At 70.2% G+C, this 23,680-nt stretch carries 16 protein-coding genes; 7 read left to right on the forward strand and 9 right to left on the reverse strand.

The genetic code is table 11. From position 1 onward, the window contains the following. The first annotated feature begins 77 nt into the window (after positions 1-77). The 6 genes from JQX13_RS32535 to JQX13_RS32560 all read left to right on the forward strand — a co-directional run bounded on the left by JQX13_RS32535 (position 78) and on the right by JQX13_RS32560 (position 8,826). A complete protein-coding gene (locus JQX13_RS32535; RefSeq protein ID WP_203403363.1) occupies positions 78-1,250 on the forward strand; it encodes a thiolase family protein in 1,173 nt (390 codons plus the stop codon). 135 nt (positions 1,251-1,385) lie between these two features. Continuing rightward, on the forward strand, positions 1,386-2,642 hold the full coding sequence (locus JQX13_RS32540) for a P1 family peptidase (protein WP_203403364.1): 1,257 nt from the start codon (positions 1,386-1,388) through the stop codon (positions 2,640-2,642). A 74-nt stretch (positions 2,643-2,716) separates the two neighbouring features. Further along, a complete protein-coding gene (locus JQX13_RS32545; protein WP_203403365.1) occupies positions 2,717-4,375 on the forward strand; it encodes an amidase in 1,659 nt (552 codons plus the stop codon). Positions 4,376-4,466: 91 nt separating this feature from the next. Continuing rightward, complete coding sequence (locus JQX13_RS32550) at positions 4,467-6,824, forward strand: ATP-binding protein (RefSeq protein WP_203403366.1); 2,358 nt, start codon at positions 4,467-4,469, stop codon at positions 6,822-6,824. A gap of 227 nt (positions 6,825-7,051) precedes the next feature. Then, complete coding sequence (locus tag JQX13_RS32555; RefSeq protein WP_203403367.1) at positions 7,052-8,275, forward strand: hypothetical protein; 1,224 nt, start codon at positions 7,052-7,054, stop codon at positions 8,273-8,275. Then, positions 8,272-8,826, forward strand: coding sequence for a hypothetical protein (locus JQX13_RS32560; protein WP_203403368.1), 555 nt, complete (start codon positions 8,272-8,274; stop codon positions 8,824-8,826). Before JQX13_RS32555 ends, JQX13_RS32560 begins: the two co-directional genes overlap by 4 nt. Before the next feature lies 1 nt (position 8,827). On the opposite strand, the gene JQX13_RS32565 is transcribed toward JQX13_RS32560, so the two are convergent. From JQX13_RS32565 to JQX13_RS32585, 5 genes are all read right to left on the reverse strand, one after another. Next, a complete protein-coding gene (locus JQX13_RS32565; RefSeq protein WP_203403369.1) occupies positions 8,828-10,909 on the reverse strand; it encodes a glycosyltransferase family 39 protein in 2,082 nt (693 codons plus the stop codon). Then, the gene (locus tag JQX13_RS32570) at positions 10,906-12,780 is read right to left on the reverse strand and encodes a MutS-related protein (RefSeq protein WP_239013992.1); all 1,875 of its coding nucleotides are present in this window, start codon (positions 12,778-12,780) and stop codon (positions 10,906-10,908) included. The genes JQX13_RS32565 and JQX13_RS32570 overlap by 4 nt, the downstream gene beginning before the upstream one ends. 149 nt (positions 12,781-12,929) lie before the next feature. Beyond that, the gene (gene mrpC, locus JQX13_RS32575) at positions 12,930-13,676 is read right to left on the reverse strand and encodes a Crp/Fnr family transcriptional regulator MrpC (protein WP_203403370.1); all 747 of its coding nucleotides are present in this window, start codon (positions 13,674-13,676) and stop codon (positions 12,930-12,932) included. 274 nt (positions 13,677-13,950) lie between these two features. Then, a complete protein-coding gene (locus tag JQX13_RS32580; RefSeq protein WP_203403371.1) occupies positions 13,951-15,402 on the reverse strand; it encodes a sigma-54-dependent transcriptional regulator in 1,452 nt (483 codons plus the stop codon). Between the two features lie 5 nt (positions 15,403-15,407). Then, positions 15,408-16,412: a sensor histidine kinase gene (locus JQX13_RS32585; RefSeq protein WP_239013993.1), complete on the reverse strand. Its 1,005-nt coding sequence runs from the start codon at positions 16,410-16,412 to the stop codon at positions 15,408-15,410. A gap of 297 nt (positions 16,413-16,709) precedes the next feature. Here JQX13_RS32585 and JQX13_RS32590 point away from each other — a divergent pair, with 297 nt between their 5' ends. Then, the gene (locus JQX13_RS32590; RefSeq protein ID WP_203403372.1) at positions 16,710-16,967 is read left to right on the forward strand and encodes a hypothetical protein; all 258 of its coding nucleotides are present in this window, start codon (positions 16,710-16,712) and stop codon (positions 16,965-16,967) included. Between the two features lie 18 nt (positions 16,968-16,985). Here the strand turns inward: JQX13_RS32590 and JQX13_RS32595 are convergent, their stop codons facing one another. From JQX13_RS32595 to JQX13_RS32610, 4 genes are all read right to left on the reverse strand, one after another. After that, the gene (locus JQX13_RS32595) at positions 16,986-19,250 is read right to left on the reverse strand and encodes a YfhO family protein (protein ID WP_203403373.1); all 2,265 of its coding nucleotides are present in this window, start codon (positions 19,248-19,250) and stop codon (positions 16,986-16,988) included. Further along, positions 19,250-20,392 (reverse strand): hypothetical protein, encoded by a 1,143-nt coding sequence (locus tag JQX13_RS32600; protein WP_239013994.1) that lies wholly within the window; start codon positions 20,390-20,392, stop codon positions 19,250-19,252. Before JQX13_RS32600 ends, JQX13_RS32595 begins: the two co-directional genes overlap by 1 nt. A gap of 74 nt (positions 20,393-20,466) precedes the next feature. Continuing rightward, the gene (locus JQX13_RS32605) at positions 20,467-21,666 is read right to left on the reverse strand and encodes a hypothetical protein (RefSeq protein WP_203403375.1); all 1,200 of its coding nucleotides are present in this window, start codon (positions 21,664-21,666) and stop codon (positions 20,467-20,469) included. 33 nt (positions 21,667-21,699) lie between these two features. Beyond that, positions 21,700-23,625 carry an ATP-binding protein gene (locus JQX13_RS32610; protein WP_203403376.1) on the reverse strand — a complete coding sequence of 642 codons (1,926 nt, stop codon included), beginning with the start codon at positions 23,623-23,625 and terminating at the stop codon, positions 21,700-21,702. Between the last annotated feature and the right edge of the window lie 55 nt (positions 23,626-23,680).

The raw sequence follows: 23,680 nt of genomic DNA on the forward strand, positions 1-23,680 counted from the left end.
ACGGTTCGTTCCCAAGTCATCCAGTGATTCGAGATTTTGAAGCCCGGGGGTCGCTCCCCGGGCGAGGAGACAGACAGATGCCCGGTCGAGTCGTGATTGCCAGCGCGGTGCGCACCCCGTTCACCCGCGCGCACAAGGGAGAGTTCAAGGACACCCGGCCCGACACGCTCGCGGCCCTCGCCATCAAGGAGGCCGTCGCGCGCGTCCCCGGCCTCAAGCCCGAGGAAGTGGAGGATGTGATCCTCGGCTGTGCCATGCCCGAGGCGGAGCAGGGGATGAACGTCGCCCGCAACGCCGCCCTGCTCGCTGGGCTGCCGGACACGGTGCCGGGGATGACCATCAACCGCTTCTGCTCGTCGGGCACGCAGTCCATCGCCCAGGCTGCGCAGGCCATCCTGTCGGGGATGAGCCAGGTCATCGTGGCGGGTGGCACCGAGTCCATGACCATGGTCCCCATGGGTGGCAACAAGGTGAGCGCCAACCCGGAGATCATGGAGAAGTTCCCGGAGGTCTACACCTCCATGGGCGCCACCGCGGAGAACATCGCCTCGCGCTACGGCGTGTCGCGCGAGGACGCGGACAAGTTCGCCTACGAGAGCCAGCGCAAGGCGGCCACCGCGCGCGAGCAGGGCAAGTTCAAGGACGAGATCTTCCCGGTGACGACCACCGTCTATGACGAGGACGGCAAGGCGCAGCAGGTGACGGTCTCGGTGGACACCATCCTGCGTCCGGACACCACGCTGGAGGGTCTGGCCAAGCTCCGGCCGGCCTTCAACCAGAAGGGCGTGGTGACGGCCGGAAACGCGTCGCCACTGACGGACGGCGCGGCGGCGGCGGTGGTGATGAGCGAGGAGAAGGCCCAGCAGCTGGGCGTGAAGCCGCTCGGCTACTTCCTGGACTACCAGGTGGCCGGCGTGCCTCCGGACATCATGGGCGTGGGCCCGGTGCCGGCGGTGAAGAAGCTGCTGGCGAAGAACAACCTCAAGATCGAAGACATCGACGTCTTCGAGCTGAACGAGGCCTTCGCCGCGCAGGCGCTGCACTGCATCCGGGAGCTGGGCATCCCGCAGGACAAGGTGAACCCGAACGGCGGCGCCATCGCGCTGGGTCACCCGCTGGGCGTGTCCGGTACGCGTCTGGTGGCCACCATCCTGCGCGAGCTGAAGCGGCGCAACGGCCGCTACGGCGTGGTGACGATGTGCATCGGCGGTGGCATGGGCGCCGCGGCGCTCATCGAGCTGGCGAAGTAATCGGACCCCCTCGGGGTGGAGTCCTCACGCGGCCCTTCCTGGCACTCCAGGAGGGGCCGTCGTGTTCCTGGCTCCGGGTTCCTCGGACCGTGCTCGCGAGAAGCGCTCGAGGCACGTACGCTACCCGCCCGAGCCATGAACCACTCCGCTCCCTTCCGCCTCGTGTCCGCGCTGCTCCTCCTGTGCCTTCCGGGGGTGGGTGGTGCGCAGACCACCCAGACGAAGCCCGCTCCGACGAAGCCGCGCGCGCGTGCGCTGGGCATCACCTTCGGCGGCCAGACCGGTCCGCTCAATGCCATCACGGACGTGCCGGGTGTGGTGGTCGGTCACACGACGCTCATTTCCGGAGACGGCAAGCTCACGGAGGGCAAGGGGCCCGTGCGCACGGGGGTCACCGCGGTGCTGCCTCGCGGGCGTGAGCGCGTCGCCGAGCCCGTCTTCGCGGCCACCTACGCCCTCAATGGCAATGGCGAGATGACCGGCACGATCTGGTTGAACGAGTCGGGTCTGCTCTCCGGTCCCGTCATGCTGACCAACACCAACAGCGTGGGGGTGGTTCGTGACGCGGTGGTGGCGTGGGGCGTCAAGCGGCAGCTCGCATGGGAGCTCAGCCTGTCCGTGGTGGCGGAGACCTACGACGGCATCCTCAACGACATCAACGGCTTCCACGTCAAACAGGAGCATGCCTTGCGCGCGCTCGATGAAGCGCGGGGCGGTCCGGTGCCCGAGGGCAATGTGGGCGGCGGGACGGGGATGATCTGCCACGGCTTCAAGGGTGGCATCGGCACGGCCTCGCGCAAGCTGCCCGAGGCGCTCGGTGGCTACACCCTGGGCGTATTGGTGCAGTGTAACTACGGCAGCCGCAGGCTCTTCTCGGTGGAGGGTGCTCCGGTGGGGGAGGAGATCCGCGATCTCCAGGCCTGCTATACGGGGAGTGAGGCCCCGTCGTCGCCGCTCATCCATGGCATGCGACCGTGCTCGCAGAGCGCCAGTCTCACCACGTCCACCCTCCCCGAGGGCCTGGGCTCCATCATCGTGCTGGTGGCCACCGATGCGCCGCTGCTCCCGCACCAGCTGGCACGCATCGCTCGCCGGGTCCCACTCGCCATCGGAAAGATGGGCGGCCTGGGCGAGGACTCCTCGGGCGACATCTTCCTCGCCTTCTCCACCCAGCCCACCCGACCGCCCGCGGGTAGCCCCGTGGCCCGGGTCTCCTCGCTGGACAACGAGCACCTCAACCCACTCTTCGAGGCGACGGTGCAGGCCACCCAGGAGGCCATCCTCAACGCCATGCTCGCCGCCGAGACCCAGACAGGCGCGGATGGCGTCCGCGTCTTCGCCCTGCCGCACGAGCGGCTCCTGCGGGCCCTGCGCAAGTACGGCCGGCAATGAGCGCGGGCCATCGGGAGTCCAGCGCCCGCCTGGTTGCGGTCGGCGGCTCAACACTGTTGTAGTCCCGGCCATCCATGAAGAAGCCCCTTCCTTCCCCCGGTACACCCCAGGGTCTGAGTCGTCGTACGTTGCTCGGTGGCGCGGCCGCCGCCGGTACACTCGTGGCCCTGGAGGCCCACGCGGACTCCACCCCCGCTCCGCGTGGCAAGCCCTTCGAGCTCGAGGAGGCCACCGTTTCCGAGCTCCAGGCCGCCATGACGTCGGGGAAGTCCACCGCCCACGGTCTCGCCGAGCGCTACCTCGCGCGCATCCAGGAGTTGGATCGGACCGGGGACTCCGCGCTCCACTCGGTCATCGAGCTCAACCCGGATGCCCTCGCCATCGCCGCTGCACTCGATGAGGAGCGCAAGGCGAAGGGGCCTCGCGGTCCGCTGCACGGCATCCCCGTCCTCATCAAGGACAACATCGCGACCGCGGACAAGATGCAGACCACCGCCGGGTCTCGCGCCCTCATTGGTGCCGTGCCCCCGCGCGATGCCTTCGTGGTGGAGCGCCTGCGGGCCGCGGGGGCGGTCATCCTCGGAAAGACGAACCTCAGCGAGTGGGCCAACTTCCGCTCGACGCACTCCTCCAGCGGGTGGAGTGGGCGGGGCGGTCAGTGCCGCAATCCCTATGCACTGGATCGGACGCCGTCGGGCTCGAGCTCGGGCTCCGGTGCGGCCACCGCCGCCAACTTCTGCGCGGTGTCCGTCGGCACCGAGACCGATGGCTCCATCGTCTCGCCCTCCGCGGCGTGCTCCCTCGTCGGGCTCAAGCCCACCCTCGGGCTCGTGAGCCGCTCGGGCATCATCCCCCTCGCGCACAGCCAGGATTCGGCCGGCCCCATGACGCGCACGGTGGCGGACGCCGCCGCGCTCCTCGGTGTCCTGGCCGGGCTCGATCCGGGTGATGCGATCACCGCCACCAGCAAGGGGCACGCCCAGACGGACTACACGCGCTTCCTGGAGCCCAACGGGTTGAAGGGGGCGCGCATCGGCGTGGCTCGCGAGCGGTTCTTCGGCTACCACCCGGCCACGGACGCGCTCATCGAGCGGGCGCTCGAGCTCATGAAGGCGCAGGGCGCCATCATCGTCGACCCGGCGAACATCCCCACGGCCGCGAAGCTGGACGAGCCGGAGATGGAGGTGCTGCTCTTCGAGTTCAAGGCGGACATCGAGGCCTACCTCGCTGGACTCGGGACGCGGACGCACCTGAAGACGCTCGCGGACCTCATCCGGTTCAACGAGGAGAACCGCGACACCGAGCTCCCCTGGTTCGGCCAGGAGCTCTTCCACCAGTCGGTGGAGAAGGGGCCCCTCACCGACAAGAAGTACCTCAAGGCGCTCGCGGCCTGCCGGAAGCTGTCGCGGGCGCAGGGGATCGACGCCGTGATGGCGAAGCACAAGCTCGACGCGCTCGTCGCCCCGACGCAAGCGCCTCCCGGGCTCATCGATCTGGTGAACGGTGACCACTGGTTGGGGAGCAGCTCCACGCCCGCGGCCGTCGCGGGCTACCCCAGCATCACCGTTCCCGCCGGGTACGTGGCCGGCCTTCCGGTGGGGCTCTCCTTCATCGGGCGCGCGTGGAGCGAGCCGACGCTCCTCCGACTCGCCTTCGCCTACGAACAGGCGTCCAGGCTCCGCCGCCCTCCGGGCTTCGCCCCGACGGCGGATCTTCGTCAGGCCAACACGTAATCCGCGAAGGCCGTTCCAGTGCCCGTGAGGGCTCGTCGACGGCTCCAGGCCCATGAAACTGTTGCTCGTCAGTTCGCAGCCCGGGTGCTCCGTGAGCCGACTCCTCACGGAGTGGGGCCATGAGGTGCGCCATGCCGTGGAAGTCGGGCAGGCGGGGGCCCTTTCGCACGGGGTGGATGGGGTGTTGGTGGTCGTCGTCGGCCCCGAGGTGGCCGCGAATATCGCCGCGCTGTTCACCTCGGAGATGAGGCCCCGGCCCTTCCTCCTGGCACTCGTCCCGGGTTCGGCGGAGCAGGTCCCCATGGATGCGCTGCTGGCCTCGGCGGTGGATGACTTCCTGACGATGCCCGTCGAGCCGGTACAGCTCCGGTTGCGGCTCGAGTGGCTGTCTCGGCGCAGGCGGGCCGGGATGCAGACCCTCCTGGAGGGGCCCGCCTCCCGGGGCGCGGTCGAGCGGCTGTCGGCCATCATCCAGACGCAGAGCGACGTCGTGAGTGCCGGGCTCGAGCTCGACAAGGTGATGTGGATCATCGCGGAGCGGGCCCGGCAGCTGTGCGGCGCGGCCGGCTCGGCGGTGGCGCTGGCCGATGGTGATGAGCTGGTCTACCGCGCGACCACCGGACAACACATCGGCCACCTCGGCTTCCGGCTGAAGCTCGCCCACAGCATCACGGGGATGAGCATCCTGCGGGGTGAGGTGCTCCACACGCGTGACACCGAGAATGATCCGCGGGTGAACGTGTCGGCCACGCGCACCACGGGCATCGGCTCGATGATCGTCGTCCCGGTGCAGCGGGCCGGCACCACCGTGGGCGCGATCAACATCACCTACGAGCGGCCCAACGCCTACGACGATCTGGATGTGCGGACGCTCGAGCTGATGGGCCGTCTGCTCGGCGCGGCGATGAGCAACGCCGCCGAGTTCGAGTCCAAGCGGACCGTGGTGTCCGAGCTCGCCGCGGCGCTCGAAGCCCTCCAGAAGAACCAGCACCTGTTCCACTCGTTCATGAGCCAGTGCCCGGTGCTGGCCCTCGTGAAGGACGCCGAGGGCAGGCGGGTCTGGATGAACGAGCCCTACGCCCGCTTCTTCCATCGAAGCGTGGAGTCCATGTTGGGCCTCACGGACGCGGAGCTGTTGCCACCCGCGGCGGCCGAGCGCATGCGGCAGGAGGATCTGGCCACGCTGTCCACCGGAAAGCCCCGGAATTGCGTGCAGATGATTCCCTCGCCGGATGGAACGATCCATCACTGGCTCAGCCACAAATTCGTCCTGAGCGACGCGGCGGGTCGCCCGTTGCTCGGCGCGATGGCGATCGACATCACCGCGCGCATCGTCGCCGAGGAGGCCTTGCGCCGCTCCGAGGAGAGCTTCCGCGCCCTCATCGAGGGGCTGCCCGAGGCCATCTTCGTGCACCGGGAGGACCGCCTGCTGTACGTCAATCCGGCGGGGCTCGCCTTCCTCGATCAACGCTCGGCGGAGGGGCTCGCCGGCATGTCGCTGCTCGAGCTCATCCACCCGGAGGACCGCCGCGCCGCCGCCAGCGTGCTCGAGAGTCCGGCCGCTGGCAGCCGGACCAGCATACGCGAGGTGCGCTTCCTGCGCGCGTGCGGCCAGGTGAGGACGGCGGAGCTCAGCGCGATGCAGCTGCTCTTCGGAGGAGAGTCGGCCACGGTGGTGAGCGCGCGGGACATCACCGAGCGCAAGCAGATGCAGGCGCGCCTGCTGCTCGCCGACCGGCTGTCGAGCGTGGGCACGCTGGCCGCTGGCGTGGCGCATGAAATCAACAACCCGCTGGCCTTCGTCCTCTCCAACCTCAGTTTCCTCGAGGAGGAGTGCCAGCTGCTCGCCAGGGATGTCCCGAGGGAGCGGTTGCGCGAGATGGAGGACGTGCTGCGCGAGACCCGCCAGGGCGCCGAGCGGGTGCGGCACATCGTGCGAGATCTGCGGACCCTCTCGCGTGACGAGGGCGACCACCTCTCCGAGGTGGACGTGTGCGGGGTCATCGAGTCGAGCCTGGGCCTGGTGCGCAACGAGCTGCGCCACCGGGCCCGTGTGGTGAAGGACCTCGAGCCGGTGCCGAAGGTCCGGGCGAGCGAGGGCCGGTTGGGGCAGGTCCTGCTCAACCTGCTCATCAACGCGCTCCATGCGCTCCCTTCCGGGCAGCCCAACCAGAACGAGGTACGCGTGCGGGTGCGCGCCCTCGGGGGGCAGGTCATCATCGAAGTGCGGGACACCGGGTGCGGCATCGCCCCCGAGGTGCGTGACCGGATCTTCGATCCCTTCTTCACCACCAAGCCGGTGGGAATGGGGACGGGACTGGGCCTCTCCATCTGCCATGGCATCGTGACGAGCCTGGGCGGTGAGATCTCCGTGGAGAGCGAGTTGGGACGGGGCTCCGCCTTCCGCATCTCCCTGCCCGCCGTCGTCCAAGAGGCGCGGACGGCCTGACCCTCCGGGTCTCGGTCGGGCTGGCTCCCGCGTCCGGTGCTCCGGGAGGGAGTTGTCTCGCGGCGTGGATGCCATGCGCATCGCGAGAGACCTCCCGTGACCGTAAGGACTCGAAATGACGGGGTGCCTCCCTGGCTCGTGGCTTGCCCTGTGCTCGCTCCCGCCGCACGTCATCGCGCGTGAACGCGGTGTCGGACACACCCACCGCGGCCAGGAGACAGACGAACATGACCAGCGTGAGCCGGAGTCGGAACGACGACATCCTCGTGCTCGGGATGAACCCGCACACCCAGGCCGAGGCCGAGGCGCTCCAGAAGTCCAACCCCAGGGCCCGGGTGACCACCCTCCAGGACACTCCTCGGGATGATCAGGTGAAGGCACCCGGCTCGGATGGTGCGATGCGGGTCCATGACCTGCGGACGGGTGCTGGCATCCAGACCTTCGTGGCGACCCTGGGGTTGCCGCTGACGCAGGGCCGACAGGTGGCGGCGGCCATCGCCAGCGCTGGCGAGGACGCACGCGACGAGCTCGCGCAACTGGCGCAGGTATGGGCTCGGGCGGAGAAGGGGGGCGTCATTCCCTCGCGCCTCGTGCTCTCCGGGCACAGTGGTGGGATGAGCCTGTGGGGCGAAGAGGGTGGTTTCAAGAACGGAGTGCTCACCCGGAGCAGCCTCGCCCGTCTCGCGGCGGCCATGCCCACCGCGGCGGCCCGGGTCGAGGACCTGTGCATCGCCGCCTGCTACAACGGCGGAGAGACGACGTTGGACGCGTGGCGCGCGCTCTTTCCCAATGTCGAGACGATGTGGGCCTACAATGGCAGCGCTCCCGGCACCTTCTCCGGGGCAACGGTTCACCTCGCCCGGTGGGAGAAGGCGACGCGCGGTGAGGTGGATGCGCTCCGGCCAGATGCGGCCCGAGGACTGCGCAAGGGCGAGAACCTCGCGGTCTGGTCTCGACGGGATGGCTACCAGACGGCCGCGGTAGGTGGGAGCACCGCCGACCTACGTGCCCGTTATGCCGCCGGTCACGCGACCTTCGAGCGCTACTTCCGGGGCGAAGAGCAGGTGCGTGATACCCAGCGCGGCCCACTGAGGGAGCACTACAACACCCTCCAGGCCTTGCTGGGACGGCCCGAGGTTCCCGCCTCCGAGCGGACGGGGCTCGAGCGGGCGCGCGACCAGACGCTCCGGGTCCTCTTCTACGAGAATGTCGCCTCGCGCTTCCAGGAGACGCACCGGTCCGAGATTCAGCGAGGCTTCGCGGCGCTGGGCGTGCGTGCTCCTGATTTCTCACGCGTCGGCCGCGGGGAGGCACTGGTGCTCATCCAATCGTTCGAGGCCGAGCTCGCGCGCCGCCAGCCGCGTCCCGTGGAGGCCCAGCGGCTATTGCCTCTGCTCACCGAGGGGCTGCGCGACCTCCAGCGCTCCCACATCCCGGAGAACTGGCTATGAGAGGGATTTCCTTGCTCGGGTCCGCCGTGGGCTTGCTGGTGTGGATGGCACCTCCGGCCGTGGATGCAGGAGCGCCCGGCCTGGAGGCGGCTCTCTCTCGTTGTCACGCGGACCTCGAGCGCGTCGTCCGCGCGTCGGGGCATTTCAAGACGGCTCCCCAGCGGAGCCGGGCGTTGCTCTCCGGGCTCTCCACGGCATGCGTTGGGGTGCTTCCCTCCGAGCTTCGTACGGGAGCGGCGGAGGCCGCATCGCTGCGGGGAGTCGAACGCTCTCGGCGTCTCATCGACGCGGCCAGGCCCTTCCTGCCGGAGGCCTGTCTGGCCGCGCCGGGCACGATGGCGGAGACGGTGGAGTCGCGCTGTCCTCCGCCAGAAGATACCCAGTTCGCGCGTCCCTTGCCCCGTACCCTCGACGCAGGCAGCTACGCGTACGCGCTTGCCCTCAGGGCACAACTCCACGCGCGAGGTGCCTACGGGGAATCAGCGGGTTTCTGGGTCGCCGAGTTCCTCCTTCGCAGCGCGCTGGAGGGAGAGGCACGGGGCGCGCGCTGAGTCAGGGGGAGTCGAGTACCACCTCCACCTGCTGTCCCTCACGGACGGCCTGCTCGGAGACGAGGGCGGATCCACCGCCGCCGGCGCAGCGGATGCTGTAGGGGCCGCGGGCGAGCACGTCGGCCTCGTGGGTATCTCGAGAGGACGGGTAGGCCACGCGCAAGGTGAAGGAGCCGTCGGGTCCGGCGGTGGTGCGCGGCTCGTAGCGGAGGGATTGGCCGCGGGCCGTCTCCAGCTCCAGCAGGGCCATCACGGGGGCCTGGGGGGCGCAGCGGCCGTGGAGCACGGCTCCTGGTAGCACCTCGAAGAGTCGGGCGTAGGGGCGCTCGGGATGGCCCTGGAGGGACTCGGCCGAGTCATGGACGAGGCGGAAGTGGGTGCTGGCGGCGCGCGCTCCGGTGGCCATGCCCGCGTGTTCGTGGAGCCAGGGCGAGACAGTGCCGTCCAGCGACCGACCGGGGTGGCCGAGCAGGGATCGAAAGGGGGTGAGCAGGAGGTAGCGCGCGGACAGTTCCCGGGCGAGGGCGTAGGCCTCCTCTTCGGTGGCGGCTCCGAGCACGGCGGTGGCCCGGGCATTGGCGTGCTGATGCACGGGCACCTGGGAGAAGGGGGTGGCCACGGCGGGGCGCTCGGCCCAGAGGACCAGCAGGTGCCCCATGTCGTACTGGGCGATGACGCCCCAGGCGGGGGGCGTGTGGACATCCCAGGGCGACGAGGGGGACGGGGTGTGCTCGCGCATCCACGCCATCATGGGGCGGATGGGGCCGAGGAGGCCCGGTCCGGTGTCGCGCGGGTGGGGCAGGGCCTCGGCGAGCAGGGGCAGCCCCGTGAGGACGAGGAGGACGGTCGAAACGCGCCGGAGCGTCGGGCGCATGTCACGCAGGGCTCCCCCCAGGCTGGACGCGAGCAGGAGTGCCCCGCTGCCGGTGAGGGCCTGGGTGAAGCGGGCCTGGAGCAGGGATGCCGCGGTGAGTGAGAGCGCTCCGAGGAAGACGGGGGCCAGGGCGACGTCCCGCTGCTTCCACAGACGCGCGCCCGCGACGGCGAGGCCCGGAGGGAGCAGGAGGAGCATCGGGCCGAGCAGCTCGCTCGCGAAGTCCAGATCCTTCCAGAGGGGACGGGACTCCATGACGGCGGCGAGGAGCGGGTCGCCGAGCAGGAGGTGGTGGAGGGCACGGGACAGCTCCGGCACGAGCGGCAGGGCGCAGAGCAGGGCGAGGCCGAGCGGGAGCATCCAGCCTCGGCGGCGCTCGAGGAGGGTGGCGAGGCCCGAGGCTCCACCGAGCAGGGCCAGGGCGAAGAGGGGTTGGAAGGAGGTGAGGCCGTGGTAGGCGAGGGACGTGGGCTCGCCGAACGCCACCACGCCCACGGTGAGCACCACGGCGGCCCCCAGGGCCAGGGCCAGCCCCAGGCGGCCCACTCCGGGGCCCGGTGCGTCACGGTTCAGCAGGGCGGCCAGGGGGAGGGCGGCGGCGAGGCTCGGCAGCAGGACGAAGCCGCTGGTGGTGAGCAGCGGCGCGAGGCCCAGCACCGCGCCCGTGGCCGCGCCATGCGTGAGTCGGCGGAGGCGGAGGGCCTGACCCAGCATCAGCGCGCAGAGCGCCGCGAGGGTGGGTTCATGGACATGGTGGTCCGCGTTGCCGAGCGCTCCGGCCTGCACCGCCGCCGGCACGAGGGCCAGCAGGGCGAGTGTGGCGAGCGCCACGGCATCACCCAGCCAGCGGCGGACGAGCAGGGAGAGCAGACCCAGCTCGAGGAGGGCGAGGAGGGGGTCCACCCATGCGGCGGCCCGCTCGGGGTTCTCCGGGTCCAGCCCGAGGAGGAGGGCCACGCTCCAGGTATGCAGGGGCGGCCAGATGATGGAGGCGCCGGTGGGGTGGTTGATGTACGGGTCGAAGGGCTCGAAGCGGGGGAAGGCCCGCTGCTGGAGACGGGCGAAGCGGACGTAATAGTGGGAGTCGGTGGGGACGAGCTCGACCCGGCCCTCCACGAAGACATTGCGCCAGTCCGCGCCGCGAGCGGCCAGCGCGAGCGCGAGCAGCAGGGCCCAGGCCAGCCAGAATGCTGGAGCGCGCCAGCTCACCCCAAGCCGCTCTCGGAGGACGGGGGAGACTGCTCCGGATCCTCCACGGGGACTCCGGCCATCTTCAGCACGCGCAACGCATTCGTGGTGTCCACGACCCCGGCGCGCAGCTTGTAGTCGAACACCATCTTCCCGTTCTCCAGGTGGTCGCGGAAGTGCATGTTCACCACCTTCCCGCCGTGCTCCTCCGCCAGGTTCGCCAGCGACAGGTCGTGCGTCGTCACTCCGCCGCAGGCCCCCGTCTTCAGCAGCAGGCGCAGCACCTCGCGAGAGGCGATCTGCCGCTCCCGCGTGTTCGTCCCGAGGAGGATCTCATCCAGCAGGAACAGGGCGTGGCCCTTCGCCGCCACCGCCGCGTCCAGCACGGCCTTGATGCGCTGCACCTCCGCGTAGAAGTACGACACGCCCCGCTCCAGCGAGTCCTTCACCCGCATGCTCGTCAGCACCTGCAGCGGCGTCAGCGTGAAGGACCGCGCGCACACCGGGGCTCCCGCCAATGCCAGCACCGAGTTCAGCCCGAGCGCTCGCAGCAGCGTCGTCTTGCCCGACATGTTGGAGCCCGTGAGCAGCAGGGCGCACCCTGGCCCCGGTAGCTCCACGTCGTTGAGCACCGGCTCGTCCAGCAGCGGGTGGCCCACTCCCGTGGCCTTCACCTTCGGCCCGCCTTCCTCCAGCGTGGGCCAGGTGAAGCCCGGCCGATCGTACGCGAGCCCCGCCAGGCACGAGAGCGCCTCCAGCTCCGCCAGCGCGTCGAACCAGCCCCGCACCTGCGCTCCGTGCCGCTCCCTCCACCGCTCCAGGGCGAATAGCGAGTGGATGTCCCACAGCGTGAAGAGGTGCACGATGGGGTGGAACTGGTGCCGCTTGAACTCCACGAAGGAGTAGAGCCGGCTGAAGCTCTTCAGGCGGGTCGACACCGGCGCCTCCCCCTCGCGCTGCAGGCCCGACTGCACCCGCCGCAGCTCCGGGTGCTCGAACCGCTCCCGCTCCACCCGCTCGAAGACGGGCGCGTAGCGCACGAAGCCGCGCTCGCCCGCGCTCATCCGCTCCTCCATCGCCCGCAGCGGGTTGCGCGTCGCCACCGCCACCGCGAGCTGCGCCAGCAGGCCGATGTACCACAGCGGCCGGGGCAGCACGTCGAAGCGTCCCAGCACGAAGAGCGCCAACGTCACCAGCGGAAGCACCACCGCCACCGGCCTGGCCCACCGGATGGTCGAGAGCGAGGGGCCGCTCTCCGCCCACTGGATGAACAGTCCCGGGTCCGCCTTCTCCCTGGCCACCGTGCGCGCTTCCACGCACACGTCCTGGCGGAAATCCAACCGCGGCACCAGCTCGCGCGCCGCGCCCTGCCTCGCCCGGACCACCTCCGCCTGCGCCGGCCAGGACAGCCACGCCGCGAGCCGCTCCTCGCCCGCCCGGGTCGCCGTTTCGTTCATGAGCTGGAAGACGCTGCCCTGCCCGAAGACGTCCAGGTCCGTCGCGTACAGGTGCGAGCCCGTCAGGAAGCGCTCGCCCCGCTCGGCGAAGTCGTGCCAGGCCCGGGTCAGCCGCGCCAGTCCGCGCTCGTTGAGCTGCACGTACAGCCGCTGCCGCTCCTCGCGCAGGAAGACCTGGTGGTGCAGCACCGCCAGCACCCCGTACACGGCCAGCGCCGCCCCGGCCGCCCACCACCACGTCCTCGGCAGCCGGCTGAACAAAACGAGCAATGCCACCGCGGCGCCCGAGATGAACACCAGGGCGCGCAGGTTGGCGTAACGGGCGCTGACCGCATCCAATCGCTTCAGCTCCGCCTCGGCGGCGGCGCGGCGCTCGGTGTACGTGCGGTTCGGAGAGGAGGTCTCGGAGGCTGGAGTCATCACGGACGCGCGCATGCTGGGTCGCCCGGGCGGGCAGGGCAAGCCCGGAGACGCACGCGGGGCCCGAAAATGCCGAACCCCGGCGCCAGACCCCTCTGGGGGGTAGCGGCCGGGGTCTCGTTCGTGCCCGTCAACCGGGGCACGAGGGGACGGCACCTACCTGGTCACTTCTCCTTGGAAGCCAGCTTGCGCAGCGCCTTCTGATCACGGATGCAGAGGATGCGGCCCACGTTGCCCAGCACGCCGTCGCGCTTCATCTCGTTGATGAGCGTGGACACGAACGAGCGGGAGGCGCCCACCAGGTCCGCCAGATCCTGCTGGGTGATGCCGCGCAGGTCGGTCTCGCCGCCGTGCGGGCAGCGCTCGCCGTGGGCCTCCGCCAGCGTCAGGAGGGTGTCCGCCAGACGGGCGGGCACTTCCTTGAAGGTCAGGCCCAGCACGCGCTTGCGCAGGGCACGCACGCGCTCGGCGTAGGCGCGGACCACGTCCACCGCCAGGGCCGGACGGGCCTCGAGCTGCGCGCGGAAGTCGCGGCCCTCGATGCTCCACACCTCGGCCTCACCGGAGGCGATGGCCATCTCCTCCACCGGGGTCCCCTCGGGGCGGAAGAGCTCGCCGAACAGGTCGCCCGGGCGAAGGATGCTCACCACCGAGCGCGAGCTGTTCTTGCCCAGCCGCATCAGGCGCACGCGGCCGCTCTTGAGCAGGTACACGCGATCCGTGGTGTCGCCGGGGCGGTAGATGACGGAGTTGTGCGGGAAGGACTCGACCTTGAAGTAACCCTTGAAGTCGATGGCCTCCTGGCCGGGGATCAGCTTGTTCGCCGTGACCAGCATTCCGGAGCTGGTGGTCTGGATGGGGGCGACGACGTTGGAGCCGATGGGACCGAGGGGGCGATTGAAACCGTGCATGGCGGGTACTCCTGCAGGCGGTTGAAGGTTGGGTTGCTGTGCTGCGGACGGAACAGTCCCTTTCCAAGCTTTGTGCCAACCCGAACGCTTTTCCCAAGACAGGAAAAACCCTGCAATGACGGCTACTTGGCTCTAGCGCCCTCATTTTTTGCCTTTTGAGTGTCCGAAACCTGAAACAGAACGTTCAAACAGTCTGATCAAGTTGAACGATTCGTTCAATTCGTGCGGGGCGTTGTCGGGCGCGTGACACTGTCCGAAACGCACCCTTCGGCGCCTACGGCTGCTGATCCTGTCGGACGCCGTACTTCTGGAGCTTGCGCTCCAGGGTGGGGCGACTGATGCCCAGAATCTGGCACGTCTTGCCCTTGTGACCCTTGGTCACGTTCATGGTCAGCTCGATGAGCATCCGCTCCGCCTCCTCCAGGGTGGGGATGCGGCTGGGATCGTCGATCGGGGCGACCAGGAAGTTGGGCAGGGCGGAGCCGCCGGGGGCCAGGGGGCCGTGGGCGTGGCCGTTGGTGTGCGGGCCGTGCTCGGGCTGGGCGGGCTCCAGGGCGGGTAGGTTCTCCGACAGCAGCACCTCGCCCGGGGCGAGCACCACCGCGCGCGTCAGCACGTTCTCCAGCTCGCGCACGTTGCCCCGCCAGGGCAGGCGCGTGAGGTGGGCCAGCACCTCGGGGGGCACCCGGGTGACGCGCTTGTGCACCTTCTCGTTGATGCGCTCGAGCAGGTGCTGCACCAGCAGGGGGATGTCCTCGCGCCGCTCGCGCAGCGGGGGAATCTGCAGGGTGATCACCTTGAGCCGCTGGTAGAGGTCCTCGCGGAAGCGCCCGGAGGCGACCTCGTCGGCGAGGTGGCGGTGGGTGGCGGCGATGACGCGGGCGCGCAGTTTGATGCGCTTGACGCCGCCCACGCGCTCGAACTCGCGCTCCTGGAGCACGCGCAACAGCTTGGCCTGGAGCATCAGCGACATGTCGCCGATCTCGTCCAGGAAGATGGTGCCGTCCTCGGCCAGCTCGAACTTGCCCGGCTTGACGGCGTTGGCGCCGGTGAAGGCGCCCTTCTCGTGGCCGAACAGCTCGCTTTCCAGCAGCGTGTCCACGATGGCCGAGCAGTTGATGCCGATGAAGGGCTTGGGCTCGTCGTAGGAGTAGTTGTGGATGACGCGGGCGATGAGCTCCTTGCCCGTGCCGCTCTCGCCGTTGATGAGGACGGTGGCGCGGCTGGCGGAGACCTTTCCAATCTCCTTGACGAGCTGCTGGATGAGGGGGCTGGTGCCCACGATGTCACCCAGGCGCGCCGCGGCGGTCTCCACGTTCACCGTGGCCGCGCGGCGTGACAGCTGCCGGTACTCCAGGGCACGCGACACCACGATGTCCAGGGCCGTGAGGTCCGGGAAGGGCTTGTGGATGTAGTCGAAGGCCCCGGCCTTCATGGCCCGGATGGTGGTCTCCATGTCATGGAAGGCCGTCACGAGGATGATGCGCGCATCCCCGCACAGGCTCTTCATCTCCTCGATGATGTCCAGGCCCGTGCGGTCCGGGAGCTTCATGTCGAGGATGACGACGCCGGGCATGATCTCGTGAGCGACGCGTAGCGCCTCGGCGGCGCTGGTCGCCGTCACCACCTGATAGCGCGGAGCCCCTTCGTGCTCGATGTCCTCGAAGTGCATCTTCAAGGACTCGAGCAGAGAGAGATCGTCGTCGACGATGAGAAGCGTCTCCATGTTCCTCAGGCGGCAAAGGTGAGCGTGAACACCGCGGCCGTGTCGGGGCCGGTCTCGGCGGACACATCGCCCCCCTGGTGCACGAGAACGCGGCGCAGGGCCGCGAGAGACAGACCCGCCCCCCGGGCCAGGCGGCACTCGAAGGGCTCGAAGAGGGAGTCGCGCTCCTCGTCGGGCAGCGCGCCGGCGGGATCCTTCAGCAGCATCCTCACGCGTCCCTGGGCATCCGGGAGGATGGACACCTCCACGTTGCCGCCCTCCGTGAGCCCCATGGCCACGTTGAGCAGCACCTGGGCGAGCACCGGCCGCAGCCGTCCCGCGTCCACCCTCACCCGGGGCACGTCCGGCGCCTCGTCCACGCGCACCTCCACGCGGCGCTCGGCCAGCTCCGGGGCCACCATGGCCATGGCCTCCTGCACCAGCGAGCGCGGCGCGTGCTGCTCCAGGTTGGGCGTGCTGTCCCGGCCGTACTCGGACACCAGCCACAGCATCCGCTCCAGGGTGCGGATCTCCCGGTTGGCGATGGTCAGCCGGCGCTGGTCCCTCTCCGACAGGCCCGTGTTCCGGGCCAGCGTCTGCACCGCCATCTTCACCGAGCTGAGCGGGTTGCGCAGCTCATGGCTCAGCTGCGAGGCGAGCCCGGAGAGCTGCACCGGGGGAGCGCCCTCGAGCAGGGCGCGCATGTCCACCACCACGGCGGTGGCCTCGCCCGCGTCCATGCCGAGCGTCAGTCGCAACGGCACCGGATCTCTCGCGCCGAGCGAGACATAGAGGAACTCCACCGCCCGGCCGTCCTGGCGGGCCAGGGCATCCAGTTGCCGGGCCTTCTCGGCGGTGGTTCCCAGCACCACGTGGAGCGGCCGCTCCATCACTTCCGAAGCGGGGCGGTGCAGCACGGTCTCACAGTCCCCCTCGGTGCGAGTCACACCCAGGTTGGGGGACCATGAAATCTGTACGGCTTGCAGCAGGTGGAGGTTCATGGGTAGGTACGAAACATAACGAGTCGCCATCCCTGCTGTCCCCCCACATGGCGATGTGGTTCTCCTTTAGAATCCGATACTTGGCGCCCTGGTACCCTGTGGGACGGCCCGGGAGGCCGCCCGACTGTCCGCCAGCTGACGTTTGGAGGCCCCACGCGGGCCCCACGCAGGCCCGACAGGATCCAGGTCCGCGAAATCCCAGGGAAGTACGATCATCCTCCCGATGACGGATAGAGGGCGAGCAGGGATGCAGGTACCTTACACATCGTCGCACATCGCACGGTGGTGGCCACCCCCGCCATCCGCCCCACACCCAGGAGACTTCACATGTCCGCCAACAAGAACCTGAAGAAGCTCAACAAGCGCCGTGGCCAGGGTATGACGGAGTACATCATCATCGTGGCCCTGATCGCCATCGCGGCCATCGGCGTCATCACCCTGTTCGGCAACAACATCCGCAAGCTGTTCGGCGCCTCCGCCGCGGCCCTCGCGGGTAACGAGAACGTGACCAACGGCGGCGAGTCCGCGACCCGTCAGCTCCAGAAGAAGTCGCTGGCGAACTTCGGCGAGAACGAGGGTCTCTGAGCCCTTCGTCGCGAAGTATCACGTGAGGAGCGGCTCTCCGGATGGAGGCCGCTCTTTTCGTTTGCGGGGGGAGAGCGCGAGGAGCAGCGCGCCCAGGGCCAGCGCGGAGAGCAGCCCTCCCAGGCGGACGCTGCCCGGGCGGTAGTCGAAGCGGACGGAGTGCGCGCCCGAGGGTACCCGTACCGCGCGCATGACGGCGTTGGCCCGTCGCACCGGCACGGGTGCCCCATCCAGCGTGGCCTCCCAGCCGGGGTAGTGTGAGTCGCTCAGCACCAGGTAGCCCGGGCTGCACGCCTCCAGCGCCACCTCCACCCAGGACAGGCCCGCGCCCGTCACCCGCGCCGTCGAGCCCTCGCAGCCGGGACCTTTCAGGGGCTCGCCCTCGGCGAGCAGGGCGGTGTGGCGCAGGGGTTGGGACGGGTCCACGAAGGCGGCCTGGGCCTCCTCGTCGTCGGCCACCCGCGCGCGGTGCACCACGAAGGCCCTCGGCAGGGCGGTGTCGGAGCGGTAGAGGGTGGGTAACCCCGGCAACGCGAGGACGGGCACCAGGTCCTCGAAGGGCGGTGGGCCCCTGCGCACGTAGTAGCCCACTCCGGCCAGGTCGAAGGCCGCGCGTGCTCCCGATTCGTAGAGGGACTCGATGCGCAGCGGCTCCGGCGCGCCGTAGCCCTCGAAGACGCGCAGCCGCTCCTCCATGAAACGGTTGGGCACCAGGGCGTCCCGGCTGAGCGCGATGTAGGAGCCCCCCTCGCCAGGAAGTGGCGCGGCCTGGGTGCTCACCGTGGAGGAGACCTCGGTGATCAAATCCGCGGAGAGGTCCACGCTGACGCGGCCCGCGTACCCGGGAGGAATGGCGGCGGCGAGCCGGGAGGGACGGCGGAGGAACTCGAGCGGCGTGCTGCCCGTGTCTCCCTGCATCAGGTGGAATGCGCCCAGCTCCACCAGGGCCACCACGGCCAGTGCGCGGCGGACCCGGAGGGAGCGGCCCGGACCCGCGACGGGGAGGATGAATGCCAGGGCTCCCGCGCCGAGTGCCAACACCACCCAGGGCAGTCCGGCCTCCACGCCGGAGCGGAAGAGGGGAAGCCGGGTCAGGGGCGGACCCACCAACAGCGCGGCGAAGACAGCGGCCACCACTCCGGCCACGTGGAGGAGGGAGCGGCGTCCGCGCCGGGCCCTGCGTGAGAGCACATCCAGCCCGAAGGCGGCGAGCACCGCCAGGCAGAACACGGCGCCGACGAAGTACTTCACCGGGTAGCGGAAGAGATGGAAGGGCGGGAACTGGAGGACGAAGGCCGCCGGGGGGAAGTGTGAGCCGAGGGCCAGCGCGGTGAGCACGAGGGCGCCCAGGCCGAAGGGCAGCGTCCTTCGTGAGTGCCCGAGTCCGGCGAGCGCCAGGACACAGACGAGGGTACCCAGGAAGAGGACGAGGATGAAGAACTGGTCGTCACCCGACCAGTAGAGCGAGCGCGGCTGCTCGGCGAAGGGCCACGCGACCGAGAGGAGCTGTGGCCAGGACAGGGACCACTCGAGCCGATCCATCCGCCCCGCCCCGCGGGTGGAGTGCCGGGCGAACTCGAGCGCGGGCACGGCCACCACGGCCCCGAGCACGAAGCCCCAGACGATTCCCGCCCCGGTGGCCACCAACGTGCGCACCTCGCGCCGCGCGGCGAGGGCCACGGCGAGGGCGAGCGGGGCCTGCCACAGGAACGTCTCCGGAGAGCCCGCGAGGAAGGCGAGTCCCGCGACGAGGGCCACCTGCGCGACACGGCGAGAGGAGGGCTGGAGCGCGGCGCGGCGCGAGGCCAGCAGGAGCAGGCCCGTCCACGCGGCGGCGCTGGCCACGTTCTGCTGGGCGGCCAGCACGGCGAAGGGCTGCGAGAGCGCGAAGGCGGCGGAGCCCAGCAGGGCGGCGGGGCGGGAGGCGCGCAGGTGCCGCAGCAGGAGGAAGGTGCCCACCGCCGCGATGACCACGTGCAGCAGGTGCTGGAGGGTGAGGCCGAGCTCCGGCCCCGCGAGCAGCACGGTGAGGAGCCGCGGCGGGTAGAGGACCTGGGAGTACAGGGTGGCGGCGAACGGCTGCCCGAGCCGGAGATAGGGATTCCACAGGGGCAGCTCCCCGGCCCGCAGCGCCTCGAGGAGGAAGGCGGAGTCCGGGATGAAGATGCGGAAGGCGTCCCGTCCGGCCAGCATCCGGCCCTGGAGGACGGACCGGTACACGAGGGCCATACCCGCGAGCAGCCCCAGCCAGGGTCCGAGCCGTCCGCGGACCTCCGGGCGCATCAGCTCGAGAAGCCCAGCCGGCGCAGCATCACCCGGCGGATGCTCGGGAGGCGGAAGCGGTAGATGAGGGCGTCCGCGAAGTAGTGGGAGAGCACCACGGCGAGGCTCAGCGTGGTGAGTCCACGCAGCACCACGTGCGACCGCAGATCCGTGGCCGCGGCGCTCACCGTGCCATGGGAGGCCCCGGCGATGAGCAGGTGCACCACGCCCAGCGCCAACAGCGGCAGCATGGACAGCACCATCAGCGGCCATATCCAGGCGCGGCTCACGCGGGAGGGCGCATCCCCCTCGCGCGGCTCCATCATCTTGGCGGTGAGCAGGTAGTACTCCAGGCCGTGCAGACCGGGCAGCATCACGTTGCCCCAGCCAGGGAGCACCAGGGTGAGCCCCGTGGCCACGGCCACGGTGAGGAGGTAGAGCACCTTGGGCCCACTGGCCGCTCCGGAGCGCAGCAGCGTGCGGAACAGCAACCCGAAGTAGCCGAGCCACACCAGGAGCATCACCGCCATCGCCCCATGGGGCAGGGGCGTGCCCTGGTGGATGTCCAGGTACGGCGTGTCACCCGGGAGGGCGGTCTCGGCGACGAAGAAGAGGCGCACCAGGACCAGCGTCAGCATCAGCGGGACGAACGCCTGCTGGAGCCGCCGCTCGAGCGGGACGGGCGCGGGCAGCCCCGACTGGGAACCGCGCAGGGTGTGCAGCGCCCAGAAGCCCTTGCACTGCGAGAGGATGTGGTGCAGCCCGAGCACGTTGAAGAGGACGCTCACCACGTAGGAGTAGCCCGTGGAGTCCACGTAATAGAAGGTGAACAGCAGCGCGGCCACCCCGAGCATCCCGAGGCTCCCGAGCAGCACCATCCGCGGCTGCCGGGGCTCCGCGGTGAGCACGTCCCGGTGCACCGCGAAGAGCAGGAAGGTGAGCACCACGTGGGTGCCGTTGCCGAGCAGGTACTGGGCCGTCCAGATGGCCATCCGGTTGACCGGACCGCGCACCGGCTGGGCCAGCGCGGTGCTCACCATCCAGGCGATCACCGTGAGGGCCAGCGGCACCAGCAAGAGGAGGGCGTCCCTCCGGGGAGAGAAGAGCCACAGCCCTCGGAAGGAGAGGCTCCCGGCGGGGGCGGCGGACGGCGGGGTCAGCACGGCGGAGGGGCTCGACGGCATCATCGCACCGGGAGTGTACCAGATGTCGTCCCGAGTCCCACCGGGGTCGGGTTTCAGGGTGTACCCGGGCCGGCCAGGGGAGGGGCGGGGGGCGAGAGCACCTCGGCGAGCCGGCGCGACAGCCGGGGCCGGCCGCTCGACTCGTTGAGGTGCGTCACGTCGATGAAGTCCTCGGGGGTGAACTCCGGCGCCTCCGACAGGTCCACCACCGGCACCCCCGTGTCACGCGACAGGCGGGCGACCACCTCGGCGAGCCGCGCGCGGCCTCCGGGAGTGAGCTGGACCCAGGCGCGGTTGCGCGGGGCGAGCAACAACACGGTGCGCTCCGACACCCCGGCCAGCGCGCGTATCGCCTCCGCGAAGGCGGCCACCTTCCGCTCGTCGAAGCGCAGCTCCAGCAGATCGCTCGTCCACACCCTCCATTCGAGGTTCCGCTCGAGAAGCTCCGGCGCCGAGCGCATCCGGGCCCAGGCGAGATAGTCCTCGCGCGTCTCCTCGAAGAAGAGGCGTGACTCGCCCCGGCGCACGGGGTCCCACGCTCGCACGTGCCGTTGCTCCACCCGCTCCTTGCCAGCGCGGATGCGCGCGACCAGCGCCTGCCGCGCATCGTCCGCGGGGGCGGCTTCATCGAAGAGCTGGTGCTCCAGCATCGAGGTGATGGCCATGGGCGAGTTGTCACCCAGGGCCTGGAGCGCCGCCAGGTGCGAGGCCTCCTCCGGCGAGCGCAGCGCCGTCTCCACCAGGTCGCCCGGCGTGGCCAGCATCGCGCGCTTCACGTTGGCCATCTCGTTGAACTTCGCGGACCTTCCCCGGGCCAGGGTGGCCTGGAAGGGGGTGAACTCCACCACCATCAACCGCGCGCGACGTCCGCTGCGCTGGAAGGCCTCCGCCACCCGGAGCGCCAACAGGCGCTGCACCTCCGGGTCCACCCCCGGGAAGCCCAGGTTGTAGGCGGTGACGCGCGGCCCGCCGAGGTGCGCCTCGAACACCTCCGGAGAGAAGCCGTGCTGGATGAGGGACGAGCCGAAGACGAGCGCCGCGTCCTCCCGCGCGGCGAGCGCCGGGAGCTCCTGGAGGAAGTCCTGGATACGCTCGGCCCCCTCGGTGATGTTGGCCTGGGTCTCCCGGTCCATGGTGCGCCCGAGCAGCGCGATGAAGCCGCGCGCCATCGCCCACGCCGCCACCAGCACGCCGATGCCCACGAGCAGGGCGCGTGCGGCGATCCGGTTTCCAGGGGGGAGGGGAGGGCTCATCGGCGCATCGGTTCCAGGGGCTCGCGGGGTGGCTCAGGCGGACTTCGGCTCGGCGGAGGGCTGGGCGCCCTTCTCGGCCACGGGCATGAAGACGCGGAAGGTGGTGCCCTTGCCAACCTCGCTCGACACCTCGATGCGCCCACCCATCGCCGTGACGATTCCGTGGCAGATGGAGAGGCCCAGCCCCGTTCCCACTCCCACGGGCTTGGTGGTGAAGAAGGGCTTGAACAGCCGCTGGAGGTTCTCCGGCGGAATCCCCACGCCCGTGTCCTGCACGGAGATCACCACCCATTCCGCGTCCACGCTCGCGGTGGTGAGGCGGACGTGGTTCGTCTTCGCATCCCCCTCGGGGATGGCCTGGGCGGCGTTGACGAGCAGGTTGAGGAAGAGCTGTCCCAGCCGCGACTCGTTGCCGAGCACGCGCGGGATCTCCCCGTACTCCTTCACCAGCTGCGCGCGATGGCGGATCTCACTCCGGGCCAGGCTCGCGCACGAGTCGAGCACCGCGTGGATGTCCACCGGGCCGAAGCGCTCGTCCTCCCGGCGCGAGAAGCTCCTCAGGTCGCGCACGATGTTGCGCATGCGCTCGCCGCCCTCGAGTGCCTCGCGGAGCGCCTGCTGGATCTCCTTCAGTTGCTCGAGCGAGAGCGTCCCGCCCGCTTCGGTCTGCTCGCCCAGCTCGTCCACCGCGAAGCGCAGGTTGCTCAGCACGTAGGAGATGGGGTTGTTGAGCTCGTGGGCCACGCCCGCGGCGAGCGTGCCGAGCGACACCATGCGATCCGTTGCGCGCAGCTTCTCCTGCACCTGCTTGCGCTCGGTGATGTCGCGCGCGATGGACACCACCGCGGGCTGGTCATCGAACGGAACGGAGAACGTCACCACCTCGCCCAGCACCTGCTGGCCTCCCCGGTGCCGGAAGTGGACCTCGCGAGCGGCGCCGGGCTGGCTGGACTCGGCGAGCCGCTCCTGGTCCTCCGGAATGAGGATCTCCTCCACCTTGCGGCCCCGCAGGTCCTCCTCGCGTTCATGGCCCAGCAGGGCGACGGCCGCCGGGTTGGCGAAGAGCAGGGTCTGATCGCGATGGACGAAGACGGCATCCGGGGTGCGCTCGATGAGGGTGCGGAAGCTGGCCTCCGAGCGCCGCAAGGCCTCCTGGTCGTGGCTGATCCGCTCGGCCATTTCGTCGAAGGCACGGCCCAGCGAGCCCAGCTCGTCCACCCCGCGCAGCCCGGCGCGTGCGTTCAGATCTCCTCCGGCGAGCCGGCGGGCGGCGGACTCCAGGCGCTGCACACGCCGCCCCAGCGCGAAGTGGAAGAACAGTCCCAGGACTCCGGCGATCTGCACCAGCAGGAGGCTCGAGCGGAGCGCGGAACGCTCGGCGCGGTGGCGCTGCGCGGCCTTGAGCTGGGTCAGATCATGCTGGAGATAGAGGAAGCCCACCCGATCCTCCTGGGGACCCGGGCCGAGGTTGATGGGGGCGTAACCCACCACCCGCGAGCCGTCCTCGTTCACCCGCACGTCCCCGCTCATCCGCCGCCGGGCGGATTCCATACGGGCGAGGGCCTCCGGGAGCGCGAGCTCCGGCCAGGCCTCCTTCGCCGGTTTGCCGAACTGGGCGAGCCGCGTGGAGGCCAGCACGTTCCCCTGCTCATCGAGGAGCAGCCCCACCCGCAGGTCGGGACTGGAGCCTAGGCTCGCGACCTCCTCGCGCACCGCTTCGGACTGCCCGGTGCGCAGCAGGTACTCGAGCGTGCCCTGCAGGTGCGTCATCCGCAGGGTGACGTCCCCGCGCGCATGCTCCTCCACCTGCTGCTCTCGGACCGCCACGTCTCGTTGCAGGGTGTAGATGCCGAAGACGCAGGCATACGCGAGCAGCAGCAACGGGACGAGCACCCGCAGGGACAGGAGCCGGTGCCATCCGGAATGCCAGAGCCAGCTCTGTCGTCTGGGCGGGTTCATGGGCGGGCCGGGGCGCAGGATACCAAGCTCGAGCGGGTCCGCCGGGAAGATCCGC

Origin of the sequence: Archangium violaceum (assembly GCF_016859125.1) — a bacterium.
Taxonomy (GTDB): Bacteria; Myxococcota; Myxococcia; order Myxococcales; family Myxococcaceae; genus Archangium; species Archangium violaceum_A.